The following is a 16,796-nucleotide window of genomic DNA, read 5'->3' on the forward strand; positions in this document are numbered from 1 at the left end:
GGCCTCGGGTCATCGCGACAGACATCCGAGGGGTGCGTCGAGGGGCACGCGGAGGGCATACGGAGAGACACGCCGAGGAGCGTGCCGACAGGCGCGTCGGCCGAGACCCCGATAGACAAGTCGATAGATATCCGTTCGTATCGGTTGATCAAAAACATACCGGTCGTGATCTGATACCGCCCGGGCTGGACGGGCGGGCGGCATCGGTGATCGAAAGGTGACCGGATACGCTGACTTGAGTGATGTCAGCGACCTATCGACAAACCGTGTAACCGCCAGTAGACACCAGCAGACAGGAGACCCCTCGTGACCGTCGTCGGGCCGTTCGGGCTGAGCGTGCGGGACCAGGCTCTGGAAGCCGATGTCCAGGCCGGATTGGCGGCCGTCGAGGAAGGTTTGCTCGAAGCCACCAAGAGTGAGGTGCCCTTCATCACGGAGGCCGCCCAGCACCTGGTGCGGGCGGGCGGGAAACGGTTCCGTCCACTGCTCGTGATGCTCGCCGCCCAGTTCGGCGATCCGTACGCCCCGGGGATCGTGCCGTCGGCCGTGGTGGTGGAGCTGACCCACCTGGCGACGCTGTACCACGACGACGTGATGGACGAGGCTGCCGTGCGGCGCGGCGTCGACAGTGCCAACACCCGCTGGGGCAACTCGGTCGCGGTGCTCACCGGCGACTTCCTGTTCGCGCGCGCCTCGCACATCCTGGCCGACCTCGGGCCCGAGGCGGTCCGGGTGCAGGCCGAGGCGTTCGAGCGGCTGGTCACCGGGCAGATCCTGGAGACGGCAGGACCGCAGGACGGACGGGACCCGGTCGACCACTACCTGGACGTGCTCGGCGGCAAGACGGGCTCGCTGGTGGCCGTGTCGTGCCGCTTCGGGGCGATGATGTCGGGCGCCGACGAGACGGTCGTGGACGTGCTGACGCAGTACGGGGAGCGGCTCGGGGTCGCCTTCCAGCTGGCGGACGACGTGCTGGACATCGCCTCCGACTCGCGCGAGTCCGGGAAGACGCCGGGGACCGACCTCCGCGAGGGAGTCCCCACACTTCCGGTGCTACGGCTGCGGGAGCGGGCGGCGCGGCTGGGCCTGGCCGAGGACATCGCCCTGTGCGAGCTGCTGGACTCCGACCTGAGCGACGACGCGCGGCACGCCGAGGCGCTCGCCGGGTTGCGGGCGCATCCCGCGCTGGAGCAGGCGCGCAGGGACACCGTGCGGTACGCGCAGGACGCGCGAGCAGCGCTGGCCCCGCTGCCGGAGTGCGACGCGAAGCTCTCGCTGATGGAGATGTGCGACGCCGTGGTGCACCGGGCCGGCTGAGCCGCCGGTGGCGCCGCGCTCGACCTGCGCCTGAAGTGGTGTGATGCACGTCACGGGACTGGACTGAGTCCAGAATGAGATCGCTTCCGTAGTCATGCGCAGAAGGCCGACGCAGGGCGTGTCGGCCGGTCCGCGGGGAGAAAACAGAATCATGGGCAAGAACGCGACGTTCTCGAAGCGCCGTAAGAGCCTGATGGTGACGGCTGTCGCGGTGGCCGCCGCCGGGGGGATCGCTGCCGCGGTCATCCCGGCCCACGCCGCCGCGGGGACCGTGTCCGGCGGCACCGGGGGGACCCTTCTGGCCGCCAGTCTGCGGGGGGCCAACGAGGTTCCCGTGGCGGGCGGCCCGGCCGTCGGCGACAAGGACGGCGCCGCTGTCGAGTTCATCAAGGTGCAGGACGACAAGGTGTCCGTCGCAGTGACCTGGCGCGGCACCGGCAAACCGACGATGCTCCACATCCACCAGGGCGCCAAGGGCAGCAACGGCGGCGTCAAGGTCGACTTCACCGACCTGCTGAAGAACAGCAGGCGGCACAGCGTCACCGGCACGGTCAGGGTCAAGGACCCCGGACTGCTGGCCGCCCTCAGGTCCGACCCCGGTTCGTTCTACGCCAACCTGCACACCACCGAGTTCTCCGGTGGAGCCGTCCGCGGCCAGCTCCACAAGGTCACCGTCGCCGACTTCGACTTCCGTGACGCCCTGCACAACTTCCAGGCGTCCGTGGTCAAGGGCAGGCAGATCTACGAGTGCAAGCCGGCCGAAGGCGGCGGCGCCGCCTTCGCCCAGCGGGACGTCGCCGCCCTGCTCGGCGGCGGCATCCGGCACTCGTTCGTCGCGCCCGACTCCGGTACACCGCAGTGGGTCGCGCCGGACGGAAGCGCGGTGACCGGCGCCGTCCTGTCCAAGACGCCGAACGGGGACGGCAACATCCCCGAACTCGACCTCAAGGCCACCCGGTCCGGCAAGCACCACGGCCTGCTCGCGGGCACCGCCGAGATCCTGCGGCTCAACACCGTGGGCGGAGTGGCCCCGGCCGGCTCCTGCACGCCCGGCGTGATCGTCGGCGTCCCGTACCGGGCGGACTACGTCTTCGTGCAGAACTGACCGAACAGAACCGACCGAACAGAACTGACGGGAGCTCATCCCGGGCGGCGCCTTCCCCCTACGACCCCTACGGGTCGGGGTAGGCGCCGCCCCCTCGTGTCATACCCCAGGTGTACACGGAGTTGGCCCCCGGGGCTGACGCTTCCTCCTGGCCGGTTTGGTGAGATGGAAACCACGGAAATCACCACTCCTCACCGATTCGGGTGAGAATGGCGGCTCGGGGTGGACAACAGAAACACACGAGTTGGACAGGCCGCCGCCGACGACGGAGGTAGCGCACACATGGCACCGTACGAATCCGACGACAGTACGACCGCCGGGGAGGCCGACGACCTGCGCGCGGGCCGGCGCAAGGCCGCGCGGTACGTCGTCCCGGTCGCGGTGGTGGGGGTGGCGGCGGCGACCATCGGGCTCGTCCCGGCGCTCGCCGACTCCGGCGACCCGAACCTGCCGAAGATCAGCGCACAGCAACTCATCGACAAAATCGCCAAGTCGGACGTGCAGCAGATGTCCGGCACGGTGAAGATCACCACGGATCTGGGGCTGCCGAACCTCGGCGGCCTGGAGAGCAGCCTGACGTCCGGCGCCGGCAAGTCGGGCGACGGCTCGTCCGCCGACCCGACCTCCAAGCTCACGGAGCTCGCCACCGGCACGCACACCCTGCGAGTCGCCGCCGACGGCCAGGACAGGCAGAAACTGTCGCTGCTGGAGAACGCGGCCGAATACAGCATCATCCACAACGGCAAGGACGTCTGGGGCTACGACAGCCAGTCGAACGAGGTCTACCACTCGACCGGCCCCGCCGGCGCGGCGAAGCAGCGGAAGGAAGACGTCCCCGCCACGCCCCAGGGCCTCACCAAGGACGCCCTGAAGTCGGTCGACGACACCACCTCGGTGACCGTCGAGGGGACCGCCCAGGTCGCGGGCCGTGACGCGTACCGGCTGGTCATCAAGCCGAAGCAGTCCGGTTCGACGGTCGGTCAGATCACCGTGGCCGTCGACTCGAAGACCGGGCTGCCGCTGAAGTTCACGCTGACCCCGGCGAGCGGCGGCGCCGCAGTGATCGACGCCGGCTTCACACAGGTCAGCTTCGCCGCGCCGAGCGCCTCGACGTTCCACTTCACCCCGCCCAAGGGAGCGAAGGTCACCGAGGACAAGCAGGGCGACCACGCGAAGGGTCACTTCGAGGGCGGCCCGAAGGCCGACCACAAGGCCGGCAAGTTCCCCGGCAGGCCCGGCAAGTCCGACGAGGGCCCCGGCAAGGGCCTCGACGGGCTGAACGTCCTGGGCAAGGGCTGGAGCTCGATCGCCACCTTCGACACCGGCGGCAAGGGCATCCCGTCCGGCTCCAAGGCCGGCGGCCAGTTCGGTGGCTTCCTCGACTCGCTCGGCGACAAGGTCTCCGGCAAGTTCGGCTCGGGCACGGTCTTCAAGACCCGCCTGATCAACGCCCTGATCACCGACAAGGGCAAGGTCTACGTCGGCGCGGTGACCAAGGACGCACTGGTCAAGGCGGCGAACGCGGGTTGAGCGGCCTGGGCGAGGCAGGCAGCGGTTCGGCAGCGCCCCGAAAGGGGCGCGAGGCTGTCACATCAGCGGCTCCGCCGCGGGGCGCGACCGGCCACGACGGGCCCGCTGACGATCGACGGCCCATCGCGGCACGGCCGTCGAGCGCTCACCCGGGAACCTTGCGCGACGCTCGTACGTAGTCACTCTACGTAGCCTCCCGCCGCGAGAGGCAGCACATGTACGAATCGAGGAAGCCGATGGACGAGGAGTCCGCCACGGAGCCGGGGCAGAGCGAGCCGGGTGACAGCGTCATCGCCACCCACGGGCTCACCAAGCGCTACCGCGGCGGGCAACTCGCCGTCGACGGCCTGGATCTGACCGTCCCGGCGGGCAGCGTCTTCGGCTTCCTCGGTCCGAACGGCTCGGGCAAGACCACCACCATCCGCATGCTGATGGGCCTGATCGAGCCCACCTCGGGCACGGCGCGCGTGCTCGGGCGGCCCATGCCGCGCGCCTCGCGCACCGTGCTCCCGCACGTCGGCGCCCTCATCGAGGGCCCCGCCCTGTACGGTTTCCTCTCCGGCCGCGACAACCTGCTGCGCTACGACGCCGCCGACCCGACCGCCGATCCGCGCACCCGCCGTACCCGCGTCGCGACCGCGCTGGACCGGGTGGGCCTGACCGCGGCGGCCGGCAAGAAGGCGAAGGCGTACTCGCTGGGCATGAAGCAGCGCCTCGGCCTCGCGGCGGCGCTGCTCCAGCCGCGCAGGCTGCTCGTGCTCGACGAGCCGACCAACGGGCTCGACCCGCAGGGGATGCGTGAAATCCGTTCCCTGGTCAGAGAGCTGGCCTCCGACGGCACGACCGTCTTCCTCTCCTCCCACCTCCTCGACGAGATCGAACAGGTCTGCACCCACGCCGCGGTGATGGCGCAGGGCCGCCTGATCACCCAGGGCGCGGTGGCCGACCTGGCCGCGGGAGTGCGCGGCCGGCTGGTCGTCACCACGCCCGACAGCGGGGACGCGGCCCGGGTGCTGAAGGAGCAGGGCGCCGCCGACGTCGTCGTCACCGACGACCGGGTGACAGCCGAGCCCCCGGACCGCGACCTGGCCGAGGTGAACGCCGCGCTTGTCACGGCCGGCGTCCGCGTCCGCGGCTTCGGCGTGGAACGGGCGTCCCTGGAGGACGCCTTCGTGGCACTGACCGGGGAGGGATTCGATGTCGCAGGCTGAAGCAGCCGGCAGTCTCCGCGCTCCACGGCTGCTGTGGACCTTCGGGCTCCTGCGCAGCGAACTGCTCACCACCTTCCGCCGCTGGCGCACCATCGCGCTGCTTGCCGTGCTGGCGGGCGTGCCGATCCTGGTCGGGATCGCGGTAAAGATCGAGACGAGCGGCGGTTCGTCCGTCGGTGAAGGCCGGGGCGGCGGTGGCGGCCCTGCGTTCATCTCGCAGATCACCAACAACGGCCTGTTCCTGGTCTTCACCGCGCTGGCCGCGACGCTCCCGTTCTTCCTGCCGATGGCGATCGGCGTCATCGCGGGTGACGCCATCGCCGGCGAGGCGAACTCGGGCACCCTCCGCTACCTCCTGGTCGCCCCCGCCGGGCGCACCCGCCTGCTGCTCACCAAGTACGCGACCGTGATGGCCTTCTGCCTGGTCGCCACCCTCGTGGTGGCCGTCTCGGCGCTCACCGTCGGGGCGATTCTCTTCCCGCTCGGCGAACTGACGACGATCTCCGGCACACAGATCAGCTTCACCGAGGGCCTGGGCAGAGCCCTGCTGATCGCCCTGATCGTCGCCGTGTCCCTCATCGGCGTCGCGGCACTCGGCCTGTTCGTCTCCACCCTGACCAGCAGCGGCATCGCGGCCATGGCGACGACCGTCGGCCTGCTGATCACCATCCAGATCCTCGACCAGATACCCCAACTCCATGCGATACAGCCGTACTTCTTCTCCCACTACTGGCTGTCCTTCGCCGACCTGATGCGCGACCCGGTCTACTGGGACGACCTGGTGAAGAACCTGGAGATCCAGGCCCTCTACGCGGCCGTGTTCGGCTCGGCTGCGTGGGCGCGGTTCACGGCGAAGGACATCACCGCGTAGCCGCCCGCGTGAGGCGGGCCAGCGCCCGCGTCTCCCGCGGCGGCGTCCCGCCCAGGTCACCCAGGCGCCAGTCGGACACCCAGGGCACGCGGTAGACGTCGATGAGCGACTCGACCAGCCGCACCTGCCGGTCGAGGGGCCGCGGCAGCCGCCCCGGCGCGTCCGCGACCAGCACGACGGCGTCGAGGTCGAGTCCCGGCGGGGCCTCCCCGAGGCGGAAGACCTCCAGGGTGCGCAGGGCGGCCGCCAGCCCCGACGCATGCGTACGCGCGACGAGCAGGACGGACCGCGGGTCCCCGGGGCCGGGCCAGGCACGGCCGCAGTCGTGACCGCCGTAGACGGCGGCCAGGGTGGACACGCCCGCGCCGCCGTGCGCACCCACCCAGGAGTAGTGCCGGGCGGTGGCGGTGGACGGGGCGGGCTGCCGCGGTCCCGGCTCCGGTACGGTGACCGGGCCGCGGATCCAGATCTCAGGTCCCTGCTGCACGTCCGTCCGCCTGCCCGCTCTGTTCTCTCGTATGCCCACCGGTGCTCCCGGCACAGGGCGGCCACGCGAACGGGGCGAGCTCCTGGGACGAGTCTGTGACGCCATGGTGACCGGAGAACCGGCAGCGACCGGCGAGACTCAACAGTACGTGCACGAACGGATCTTGACGCCGGGGGAGCGGAAACCCGACGGCGGGAGGGAGCACCATGGAACCCGAACGCGCTGTCCGCAGACTCCCCGACGCATCCGAGTGAGGGAACCGATGGCTCGACTCAGCCGTGAGAAGAAGCGGGAACAGAAGCGCGCCGAGGGCTCGGCGGCCTTCGCGGGAGCGCCGATCGACGTCCGCGTACCCGAAGCCGGCGCGGTCGGCGCCTGGGTCGGTGGTGTGCCGGTCACCGCGGCCGCCGGCGAGGAGATCCAGCAGGCCGTCCTGAACCACCTCCACCGCATCGCCCTCGCCACCGGCCACCCCGTGCACGCCACCGTCCACGACGAGCGGATCGGTTACGTCCTGCACGTTCAGGTGGACACGGACGGCGCCAGCAGTTTCACCGGGGAACCCGTAGGGATGACCGCGCAGTCACTGCCGCCCGCACCGCCTCCGCCGCCTGCCGAGCCGCAGGCGCCCGCGGCAGCCGTTGAAGCCCGGCAGCCCGGGCAGCCGCCCCGGGGCGACAAGCCGACGCACGTCCTGCGGGCGTCCGCGGAACCCGCGCGGGAGTCCCCCCCGACGTTTGTGCTGCGTGGCCTGCCCCAGCCGCCCCAGGAGCGGGCCCCCGGCACGGTGGCGGCCCCGACCGGCGAGTTCGGGCCGCCTCCGCTGATGGACGCGGTGCCGCGGCACCGCCCAGAACCGGAGGACGCATCCGTACCCGGCAAGGAATCCGCACCCACCTCCCGCAGGGAACCCGCGGACGCGCCCGCCCCCGACCGCTCGACGACCGGTCCCCTCCTGCTGGTCCCGCCGGACCCGGCCCTCGATCCCGACCCCAGGCCCACCCCCGCCCGCGGCTTCGACGCCGTGGCCGAAGCCGTCCTCGGTGACGAACCGCCGACCGTCCCCGCCTTCCTCGTGGAGCCGATGGCGCAGATCAACGAGGCCGTGAGGGCGGGGCGGACAGAGGCGGCGGCCGGGCTGGCCGAGACCACGGTCAAGAAGGCTTCGGCGGCGCTCGGGCCGGAGCACATCGAAGTGCTCCGGCTGCGCGAACTCACCGCGTACATCGCCTACTTGGCGGGTGACCCGGTCCGTGCCTTCCGGCTCTCGCTCGACCTCGCCCGCATCCACCGCCGCACCCGGGACGCGGAGGCGGCCTACGGCAACATCCAGAGCGCGGCCTCCGCGTGGCGTGCCGTGCGCGATCCGCAGCAGGGCCTGGACCTCGGCGGCGATCTGATCGGCCTGTGGACCGAGCTCACGGCCGAGGGCGGCCCGGCCGCCGAGGACATCGAGCGGCTGGAGTCGGCCCGCACCCGCATGGGCCGGCTCACGGAACGCGCCCGCAAGGCGGGTCGGCAGACGCCGGGTTGACCACCCGGGACGGCTACTTCGACAGCTCCCACACCGCATGGGCGAGGGCGTCGCTGTTGTGGTCCAGGGCGGTGTTGTCGATGTTGGACGCCGTGTCGCAGGACGAGTGGTAGCAGGCGTCGAAGGCCTTCCCCGACGTGCCGCCCCACTTGGCCGCCTGCGCCGCCGTCTTGATGTAGTCGGCGCCGCTGAACAGCCCGCCCACCGGGACACCGGCGTCCTTGAACGGCGCGTGGTCGGAGCGGCCGTCGCCCTCGGTCTCGGGCTCGGTGGCGATGCCGAGGCCGGTGAAGTAGTCCTTGAACGTCTTCTCGATCGCCGGGTCGTCGTCGTAGACGAAGTAGCCGGGATTCGGCGAGCCGATCATGTCGAAGTTCAGATAGCCGCTGATCTTCGAGCGATTCGCGGCGGAGAGGCTGTCGACGTAGTGGCCGGAGCCGACGATGCCCAGCTCCTCCGCGCCCCACCAGGCGAAACGCAGGTGCTTGGTGGGGTGGTAGCCGGTCCGTGACACGGCGAGCGCGGTCTCCAGGACGGCCGCCGAACCGGAGCCGTTGTCGTTGATGCCGGGACCCCTGCTGACGCTGTCCAGGTGGGAACCCGCCATGACGACCTGGTCGGCGTCGCCGCCCGGCCAGTCGGCGAGCAGGTTGTAGCCGGTGCGGCCGGAGGCCGTGAACTGCTGGACGGTGGTGGTGAATCCGGCCGCGTCCAGCTTGGCCTTCACATAGTCGAGCGAGGCCTGGTAACCGGCGCTGCCGTGCGCGCGGTTGCCGCCGTTGGCGCCGGCGATGGACTGCAGCTGGGCGAGGTGGGCCCTGACGTTCGCCACGGAGATGTCGGGCGCGGCTGCCGCCGTGGGGGAGGGCGCCGCACCGGCTATGGAACCACCGGTCAGGAGCATGACAACCGAAACGCCGACGGCTGCCGCCGCACGCCCGGAAACGGAGAAAATCATGTGGGGGCTCCGAATTCCTTGGAGTGAATTGGATCCCCGGATGGTGAATCTTTTACCAACCATGCGTCAAGAGCGTTATCAGGACAGTCGGTTCGCATAACGGAACATCCGGCCCACTGGGGCTGCCCCCTGTGACCTACTGCACGCAGAACTCGTTCCCCTCCGGGTCCGCCATGACCACCCACTCCCCGGCGGGCTCCTTCACCTGCCGCAGCACACTCGCCCCCAGCCCCACCAGCCGCTCGACCTCGCCGTCCCGCAGTCCGTCGCCCGGATGCAGATCGAGATGCAGCCGGTTCTTCACGCCCTTTGCCTCCGGCACCCGCTGGAACAGCAGCCGCCGCCCCAGACCCGTCCCCCGCTCCCTGTCATACGGATCGTCCGGATGCCGTACGGCGATCAGGTCCCGGAAAGCGGGGCGGCCGTGGAACTCGACGGTGGCCGCGACAGGCAGCGCACCGAGCTCCAGCAGCCGCTCGACGCACGCACTGTTGTCCTCGACCTCATATCGCAGCGCGGCGGCCCAGAAATCGGCCTGTGCATGCGGATCGGCAGCGTCGACGACAAGCTTCCAGTGAACGGGGGAGGGCGCGGGAGGGGGCGTGGGCGCGGACACCTGAGTCATGCACCACTTATATGCAGCACCGGCGACCAATGTCTGCCGGTCGGCAACTCCCAGCGCGGGTCACGCACCTCCCGGCGCCGGTCACGCACCTCCCGGCGCCGCTCCGCATCATCCAGCGCGGGCCGCGTCTTTCAGCGCCGGTCGGCATTCTCCAGCCCGTCCGGCGTTCGAGGACGAGGCCGTTCAGGCCGACACGGGGGCCTGGGGGCAGAGCCCCCAGTCAGACGTCCACTGCGGCGGACGCCGCCGCATCGACCTTCGGCACGCCGACCCCGCCCCGCAAACGCCGCGCCCCGCGCCGCGCCCCGCGCCACGCATCCCACGTCAGCAAGCACAAGGCGACCCACACCAGCGCGAACCCGGCCCACCGCTCCACCGGCATCGCCTCATGGAAGTACAGAACCCCGAGCAGGAACTGGAACACCGGCGCCAGATACTGCAGCAACCCCAGCGTCGACAACGGCACCCGGATGGCCGCCGCCCCGAAACAGACCAGCGGCAGCGCCGTCACCACGCCGGTCGCGGCGAGCAACGCCCCGTGTCCCACCCCTTGCGTGGCGAACGTCGACGAGCCCCGCGAGGTCAGCCACAGCAGATAGCCCACCGCGGGCAGGAACTGGATCGCGGTCTCCGCCGCCAGCGACTCGATCCCGCCGAGCCCGACCTTCTTCTTCACCAGCCCGTACGTCGCGAACGAGAAGGCGAGCGTGAGCGAGATCCACGGCGGCTGCCCGTACCCCACGGTGAGCACCACCACCGCGGCGAAGCCGGTCCCGACCGCCACCCACTGCACCGGCCGCAACCGTTCCTTCAGGATCAGCACGCCCATGGCGATGGTGACCAGCGGGTTGATGAAGTACCCGAGCGAGGCCTCGACGACATGCCCGCTGTTCACGGACCAGATGTACACGCCCCAGTTGACGGTGATGACGGCCGCGGCGACCGCGACGAGCCCGAGCCTGCGCGGCTGCCGCAGCAGCTCGCCGGCCCAGGCCCAGCGCCGCATCACCACGAGCGCGGCGCCCACGAAGACAAGGGACCAGGCCATCCGGTGGGCGAGGATCTCGATCGCGCCGGCGGGCTTCAGCAGGGGCCAGAACAGGGGGACGAGCCCCCACATCCCGTATGCCGCGAAGCCGTTCAGCAGTCCTATCTGCCGCTCGCCCCTCGACTTCCCGGTCACGGGCCTTCTCCTCGCCTAGTCGCGCACACCTACCAGGCAGAAGGTAACGCCGAGCACCCCCGCCTGTCATGCCCGTATCGCCATACGGTCATGACAGGCGGGGGTGGTGGCCCGCGGCCCCGGCGGGGGAGTCCGGGGCCCCAGATGTCGGGGGCTCGTCGTGAGCGGGGGCCTCAGCCCTTGACCGCCACCGCGATCGCGTCGGCGAGCGGCGTGGTCGGACGGCCGGCCAGGCGGGACAGGTCGCCGGTGGAGACGACCAGCTCGCCCTTCTCGATGGAGGCGTCCACGCCCGCGAAGACGGCGGCGAGCGGACCCGGCAGTCCGGCGCCGGTCAGCATCCCGGTGAAGGCCTCGACCGAGACGGGGCTGTATACGATCTCCTTGCCGGTCTGCTTGCTGAGCTCGGCCGCGTACTCGGCGAAGCTCCACGCCTCGTCGCCGCCCAGTTCGTACGTCTGGTTCTCGTGCCCCTCGCCGGTCAGGACGGCGACCGCGGCGGCCGCGTAGTCGGCGCGCGAGGCGGAGGAGACCCGACCCTCACCGGCGGCGGCGACGACGGCGTTGTGCTCCAGCACGGGGGCCAGGTTCTCGGTGTAGTTCTCGTGGTACCAGCCGTTGCGCAGCAGCACGTACGGAACACCGGAGGCGACCAGGGCCTCCTCGGTGCCGCGGTGGTCGTCGACGAGCGCGGCCTTCAGGCTGCCGGGGGCGCTGGTGTAGGCGAGCAGGGCGACGCCGGCGGCCTGCGCGGCCTCGATGACCACCTTGTGCTGGCCGACCCGGCCCTTGTCGAACTCGTTGCCGGAGATGAGCAGCACCTTGTCGCCGGCGGCGAAGAGGCTGCCGAAGGTCTCCGGCGCGTTGTAGTCGGCGACCGCGAGCTTCACACCGCGCGCGGCGAAGTCGGCGCCCTTCGCCTCGTCGCGTACGACGGCGGTGATCTGCTCTGCCGGGACCTTCTCCAGCAGCTGCTCCACGACATGACGGCCGAGTTGTCCGGTGGCTCCGGTGACGACGATGCTCATGATCTGCGATCTCCTTGTGGGGTGCGGATGTCACTTACCCTAGGAGGTGCGCTAACTCTTGGAAAGTACCCACTTTGAAGTAAGGTACTGGCATGGCAGTAAGTAGCCCGGAAGTCGCCGTCGAGCCGGACCTCGTCACCAAGGTCACCAAGTACGACACGGGCGAGGGGATGTGTCCCTACCGCCTCGTCCTGGAGCACCTCACCAGCCGCTGGGGCGTCCTGGTCCTGATCGAACTCCTGGAGCGCGACTACCGCTTCAGCGAACTGCGCCGGGCCATCGGCCGTGTCAGCGAGAAGATGCTCACCCAGACCCTCCAGACCCTGGAGCGCGACGGGCTGGTGCACCGCGACGCCAAGCCGGTGATCCCGCCGAGGGTCGACTACTCCCTGACCGACCTCGGGCGCGAGGCGGCGCAGCAGGTACGGGCCCTGGCGGTGTGGACCGAGCAGCGGATGGACGCCGTACAGCAGGCGCGGGACGCGTACGACGCGGCGAAGCGTCACCACTGAGTTCCCCCCTCGGCTGCGCTCGGCCGGAGGTGCCCCGGGCTGAGCAGGGCTGACACGTCCGTCGGTAGCTGTCGGGCGCATGCGGCGGGCGCTCGCCGGGCACACGAGTGTCAGGGTGCGGTCGGGCGGGAGCGGTACGTCCTTCCATGCGCCCCCTCTCCGCCTTCCGCACCGCCCGAGGGCACCGGGCACGCTGGAGGCGGGATGCCACGCCCTGCTGTGCGCCGGTCCGTGCTTCGGCGGCCGGTGCACGGTCACCTGATCCAGGGGGATTCCTCGAGATGGCTCTACGGCGGAACGCGGCCGCGCGAAGTATCGGTTCTGCACTGGCGGCGGGGCTGGGGCTGATGCGGGTGTCCTTCGCCCGGGGCAGTCGGTGGCGCCAGGAGGAGCTGATGCTGGAGCTGCTGAAACAGCTCGCGCTGATGACCGAGGAGATCCACCGGGCCAACCTCATCCAGCACTACCGCCTCACCACCGATCAGCTGGACCGGGCCAGCGATGACTCCGCGCTCGCCGACGCGTCGAGCACACTGGACGGCCTCAGTGAAGTGAAACGCCGTCAGATGATGTACGCCAACCGGCAGTTCGGCGCTCTCGTCCTCGCGCACCGGGTGGGCGCGCTCGACTGGGACCAGTTGCTCGGACACCTGCGGGTGCTGTGCCGCAACTCCGTGTTCGCCGAGTACTGGGACCGCACGGTCGAGCACCGGAGGAGTCTGCCGGCGGAGTCCGTGGACGCGAAGGTCGGCTCGGTCGTCGACGTCATGCTGGAGGAGCTGGCCGAGGATCCGGACGAGTGGTGGGTGGTGGGCTCGGTGCCCGAGCCCCCGGCGCATGAATGAGCCACTCCGTGCACCCGACGACCCAAGTGGGTGCGGAAAGCGCCGCATAGTCGTGCGTGCCGTGGCACATCAATAAGTGCGACGGGTTCATCGGGGTGGGCCGAACACGGCCGCACCCCGCTCAGGCGGGGCCACAGGCCCCAGGAGGGGACGGCTCAGTTGCACGACGAGTTCACGTCCGTCCGGATTGCGCGCCGCCTCGGCGATCCCCCTCGTAAAAGAGGCAGCTACACCCAGGAAACCTGCCCCGACCTCTTCGAACTCAGTGACGGAAACTTCGCCGTCATCGGGACCGAAGCCACGACCGCCCTCGACCCCCACCTCCCCCAGGACGCCGCCCGAGCCGACTACGAACGCATCGTCGTGATCAGCCGAGAGACCCTCATCCGCGCCAAGAAGGACATCCCGGACGCCTGACATCGACGCCTGACATCCGACTCCGACCCCTGACCGTCCGACACCGAGGGCCCGTATGCCGCACCGCCGCACACGGGCCCTCGGTACGCACGTACCGGTCAGCCGACGACCGTCCAGGTGTCCCCGCCGGCCAGCAGGGTGGCCAGGTCGCCCTTGCCGTTCTGCACGATCGCGGTGTCCAGCTGGTCGGCCATCTGGGTGTCGTAGACGGGCCGGTCCACGGACCGCAGCACGCCGATCGGGGTGTTGTGCAGGGTGTCCGGATCGGCCAGCCGGGACAGTGCGAAGGCGGTGGTCGGCGACGCGGCGTGGGCGTCGTGGACCAGAATCCGGGACTCGTTGTCCGCGGTCACGTCGACCACCTTCAGGTCACCGGTGGCCGCATCCCGGACGACGCCCTTGGACAGGTCGCTGCCGAAGCGGATCGGCTTCCCGTGTTCCAGCCGGATCACCGCCTCCTCGGCCTGCTGCTTGTCTTTCAGGGCCTCGAAGGCGCCGTCGTTGAAGATGTTGCAGTTCTGGTAGACCTCGATCAGCGCGGTGCCGGGGTGGGCGGCCGCCTCGCGCAGCACCGACGTGAGGTGCTTGCGGTCGGAGTCGATGGTGCGGGCGACGAAGGACGCCTCCGCGCCGATCGCCAGGGACACCGGGTTGAAGGGCGCATCCAGCGAGCCCATCGGCGTCGACTTGGTGATCTTGCCGACCTCCGAGGTCGGCGAGTACTGCCCCTTGGTCAGGCCGTAGATCCGGTTGTTGAACAGCAGGATCTTGAGGTTCACGTTCCGGCGCAGTGCGTGGATGAGATGGTTGCCGCCGATGGACAGCGCGTCGCCGTCACCGGTGACCACCCACACGGACAGGTCGCGCCGGCTGGAGGCGAGCCCGGTCGCGATGGCGGGCGCCCGCCCGTGGATCGAGTGCATGCCGTACGTGTTCATGTAGTACGGGAAGCGGGACGAGCAGCCGATGCCCGAGACGAAGACGATGTTCTCCTTGGCCAGGCCCAGCTCCGGCATGAAGCCCTGGACGGCCGCCAGGATCGCGTAGTCACCGCAGCCGGGACACCAGCGCACTTCCTGGTCGGACTTGAAGTCCTTCATGGACTGGCGGCCCTCGGCCTTGGGGACGAGCGTGAGCGCCTCGATCGTGCCCGCGCCTTCCGTGGACGTCTCAGCCATCGATGGCCTCCTTGAGAGCCGTGGCGAGTTGCTCGGCCTTGAACGGCATGCCGTTCACCTGGTTGTACGAGTGGGCGTCGACCAGGTACTTCGCCCGGACCAGCGTGGCGAGCTGCCCGAGGTTCATCTCGGGAATCACCACTTTGTCGTAACGCTTCAAGACCGCGCCGAGATTCCGCGGGAAGGGGTTCAGATGGCGCAGATGGGCCTGTGCGATGGACTCCCCGGCCGTGCGCAGCCGCCGTACCGCGGCGGTGATCGGCCCGTACGTCGAGCCCCAGCCGAGCACCAGCGTGCGGGCCTCGTGCGGGTCGTCGACCTCCAGCTCCGGCACGTCGATGCCGTCGATCTTGGCCTGCCGGGTGCGGACCATGAAGTCGTGGTTGGCGGGGGCGTACGAGATGTTTCCGGTCCCGTCCTCCTTCTCGATGCCGCCGATGCGGTGCTCGAGGCCGGGCGTACCGGGGATGGCCCAGGGGCGGGCGAGGGTCTGCGGGTCGCGCTTGTACGGCCAGAAGACCTCGGTGCCGTCCTCCAGAGTGTGGTTGGGTCCCTGCGCGAACTGCACGGTCAGGTCCGGGAGTTCGTCCAGTTCCGGGATGCGCCAGGGCTCCGAGCCGTTGGCCAGATAGCCGTCGGAGAGCAGCATCACCGGGGTGCGGTACGTCAACGCGATCCGCGCCGCCTCCATGGCCGCCTCGAAGCAGTCGGCGGGCGTGCACGGGGCGATCACCGGGACCGGTGCCTCGCCGTTGCGCCCGAACATGGCCTGCAGCAGATCGGCCTGCTCGGTCTTGGTCGGCAGTCCGGTGGACGGCCCGCCGCGCTGGATGTCGATGACGAGAAGCGGCAGCTCCAGGGAGACGGCGAGTCCGATGGTCTCGCTCTTGAGCGCCACACCCGGGCCGGAGGTCGACGTCACCCCCAGCGAGCCGCCGAAGGCCGCGCCCAGTGCCGCGCCGATGCCGGCGATCTCGTCCTCGGCCTGGAAGGTCCGTACGCCGAAGTTCTTGTGTCTGCTCAGCTCGTGCAGGATGTCCGAGGCCGGAGTGATCGGGTACGAGCCCAGGAACAGCGGCAGGTCGGCCTGGCGGGAGGCGGCGATCAGGCCGTAGGCGAGGGCCAGGTTCCCGGAGATGTTGCGGTAGGTGCCGGGCGGGAAGGCGGTCGTCGCCGGCGCGATCTCGTAGGAGACCGCGAAGTCCTCGGTCGTCTCGCCGAAGTTCCAGCCCGCGCGGAAGGCGGCGAGGTTCGCCTCGGCGATCTGCGGCTGCTTCGCGAACTTGGTCCGCAGGAACTTCTCGGTTCCCTCGGTCGGCCGGTGGTACATCCAGGACAGCAGGCCCAGCGCGAACATGTTCTTGCTGCGCTCGGCCTCCTTGCGGGACAGGTCGAAGTCCTTGAGGGCCTCGACGGTGAGGGTGGTCAGCGGCACCTCGTGCAGGCTGTACCCGTCGAGCGAGCCGTCCTCCAGCGGGGAGGCGGCGTACCCGACCTTCTGCATCGCCCGTTTGGTGAACTCGTCCGTGTTGACGATGATCTCCGCGCCCCGCGGCAGGTCCGCGATGTTGGCCTTCAGCGCGGCCGGGTTCATGGCGACCAGCACGTTCGGCGCGTCGCCCGGGGTGAGGATGTCATGGTCGGCGAAGTGCAGCTGGAAGCTGGAGACACCCGGAAGGGTCCCGGCAGGGGCCCGGATCTCGGCGGGGAAGTTGGGAAGCGTCGACAGATCGTTCCCGAAGGAGGCGGTCTCGGAGGTGAAGCGGTCACCGGTGAGCTGCATACCGTCACCGGAGTCCCCCGCGAACCGGATGATCACCCGGTCCAGCCTGCGTACGTCCTTTGTTCCGCCCGGCCCCCGCTGCTCTCCGACGACGGCTCCGTCTGCCTGCTCCGCTGTCCTGCTGACCTGGCTGGTCACTGAACTGGACCTCCCTCGAGGCGGCTGTCTGGGACCGGCCTTCCCGTGGGCCTTCCCAGGATCAACCCTACGTC

At 70.2% G+C, this 16,796-nt stretch carries 16 protein-coding genes; 9 read left to right on the forward strand and 7 right to left on the reverse strand.

The features are described from left to right. The first annotated feature begins 306 nt into the window (after positions 1 to 306). The 5 genes from LJ657_RS21340 (at position 307) to LJ657_RS21360 (ending at position 6,034) form a co-directional block, all read left to right on the forward strand. Entirely contained in the window at positions 307 to 1,317 is a 1,011-nt protein-coding gene (locus LJ657_RS21340) for a polyprenyl synthetase family protein (RefSeq protein WP_232650362.1), read from the forward strand. A 151-nt stretch (positions 1,318 to 1,468) separates the two neighbouring features. Continuing rightward, on the forward strand, positions 1,469 to 2,422 hold the full coding sequence (locus tag LJ657_RS21345; protein ID WP_232650363.1) for a CHRD domain-containing protein: 954 nt from the start codon (positions 1,469 to 1,471) through the stop codon (positions 2,420 to 2,422). Positions 2,423 to 2,704: 282 nt separating this feature from the next. Further along, positions 2,705 to 3,952 (forward strand): LolA family protein, encoded by a 1,248-nt coding sequence (locus tag LJ657_RS21350; protein ID WP_232650364.1) that lies wholly within the window; start codon positions 2,705 to 2,707, stop codon positions 3,950 to 3,952. 236 nt (positions 3,953 to 4,188) lie between these two features. Beyond that, entirely contained in the window at positions 4,189 to 5,163 is a 975-nt protein-coding gene (locus LJ657_RS21355) for an ABC transporter ATP-binding protein (protein WP_232650483.1), read from the forward strand. Next, a complete protein-coding gene (locus LJ657_RS21360) occupies positions 5,150 to 6,034 on the forward strand; it encodes an ABC transporter permease (RefSeq protein WP_232650365.1) in 885 nt (294 codons plus the stop codon). Before LJ657_RS21355 ends, LJ657_RS21360 begins: the two co-directional genes overlap by 14 nt. On the opposite strand, the gene LJ657_RS21365 is transcribed toward LJ657_RS21360, so the two are convergent. After that, on the reverse strand, positions 6,024 to 6,521 hold the full coding sequence (locus LJ657_RS21365) for a DUF6668 family protein (protein ID WP_232650366.1): 498 nt from the start codon (positions 6,519 to 6,521) through the stop codon (positions 6,024 to 6,026). The two genes, LJ657_RS21360 and LJ657_RS21365, sit on opposite strands and share 11 nt — an antisense overlap. 262 nt (positions 6,522 to 6,783) lie before the next feature. Between LJ657_RS21365 and LJ657_RS21370 the strand changes: the two genes are divergently transcribed. After that, positions 6,784 to 8,055, forward strand: a complete 1,272-nt coding sequence (locus tag LJ657_RS21370; protein WP_232650367.1) for a tetratricopeptide repeat protein — start codon at positions 6,784 to 6,786, stop codon at positions 8,053 to 8,055. 13 nt (positions 8,056 to 8,068) lie between these two features. Here the strand turns inward: LJ657_RS21370 and LJ657_RS21375 are convergent, their stop codons facing one another. The 4 genes from LJ657_RS21375 to LJ657_RS21390 form a co-directional block, all read right to left on the reverse strand. Then, positions 8,069 to 9,013: a M28 family metallopeptidase gene (locus LJ657_RS21375; RefSeq protein WP_232650368.1), complete on the reverse strand. Its 945-nt coding sequence runs from the start codon at positions 9,011 to 9,013 to the stop codon at positions 8,069 to 8,071. 136 nt (positions 9,014 to 9,149) lie between these two features. Beyond that, positions 9,150 to 9,638, reverse strand: a complete 489-nt coding sequence (locus tag LJ657_RS21380; protein WP_232650369.1) for a VOC family protein — start codon at positions 9,636 to 9,638, stop codon at positions 9,150 to 9,152. A 220-nt stretch (positions 9,639 to 9,858) separates the two neighbouring features. Beyond that, complete coding sequence (gene rarD, locus LJ657_RS21385; protein ID WP_232650370.1) at positions 9,859 to 10,821, reverse strand: EamA family transporter RarD; 963 nt, start codon at positions 10,819 to 10,821, stop codon at positions 9,859 to 9,861. 173 nt (positions 10,822 to 10,994) lie between these two features. Continuing rightward, a complete protein-coding gene (locus LJ657_RS21390) occupies positions 10,995 to 11,849 on the reverse strand; it encodes an SDR family oxidoreductase (RefSeq protein ID WP_232650371.1) in 855 nt (284 codons plus the stop codon). 92 nt (positions 11,850 to 11,941) lie between these two features. Here LJ657_RS21390 and LJ657_RS21395 point away from each other — a divergent pair, with 92 nt between their 5' ends. The 3 genes from LJ657_RS21395 to LJ657_RS21405 all read left to right on the forward strand — a co-directional run bounded on the left by LJ657_RS21395 (position 11,942) and on the right by LJ657_RS21405 (position 13,623). After that, the gene (locus LJ657_RS21395) at positions 11,942 to 12,361 is read left to right on the forward strand and encodes a winged helix-turn-helix transcriptional regulator (protein ID WP_372487943.1); all 420 of its coding nucleotides are present in this window, start codon (positions 11,942 to 11,944) and stop codon (positions 12,359 to 12,361) included. Between the two features lie 281 nt (positions 12,362 to 12,642). Continuing rightward, a complete protein-coding gene (locus LJ657_RS21400; RefSeq protein WP_232650372.1) occupies positions 12,643 to 13,206 on the forward strand; it encodes a DUF6082 family protein in 564 nt (187 codons plus the stop codon). Between the two features lie 159 nt (positions 13,207 to 13,365). Next, entirely contained in the window at positions 13,366 to 13,623 is a 258-nt protein-coding gene (locus LJ657_RS21405; RefSeq protein WP_030945221.1) for a hypothetical protein, read from the forward strand. A 98-nt stretch (positions 13,624 to 13,721) separates the two neighbouring features. Here LJ657_RS21405 and LJ657_RS21410 read toward each other — a convergent pair whose 3' ends face one another. Together LJ657_RS21410 and LJ657_RS21415 are read right to left on the reverse strand one after the other, a co-directional pair. After that, entirely contained in the window at positions 13,722 to 14,801 is a 1,080-nt protein-coding gene (locus LJ657_RS21410) for a 2-oxoacid:ferredoxin oxidoreductase subunit beta (protein WP_232650373.1), read from the reverse strand. Then, on the reverse strand, positions 14,794 to 16,722 hold the full coding sequence (locus tag LJ657_RS21415; protein ID WP_232650374.1) for a 2-oxoacid:acceptor oxidoreductase subunit alpha: 1,929 nt from the start codon (positions 16,720 to 16,722) through the stop codon (positions 14,794 to 14,796). Before LJ657_RS21415 ends, LJ657_RS21410 begins: the two co-directional genes overlap by 8 nt. Between the last annotated feature and the right edge of the window lie 74 nt (positions 16,723 to 16,796).

The sequence above is a fragment of the Streptomyces guryensis genome (assembly GCF_021261325.1).
In the GTDB taxonomy this organism is placed as follows: domain Bacteria; phylum Actinomycetota; class Actinomycetes; order Streptomycetales; family Streptomycetaceae; genus Streptomyces; species Streptomyces guryensis.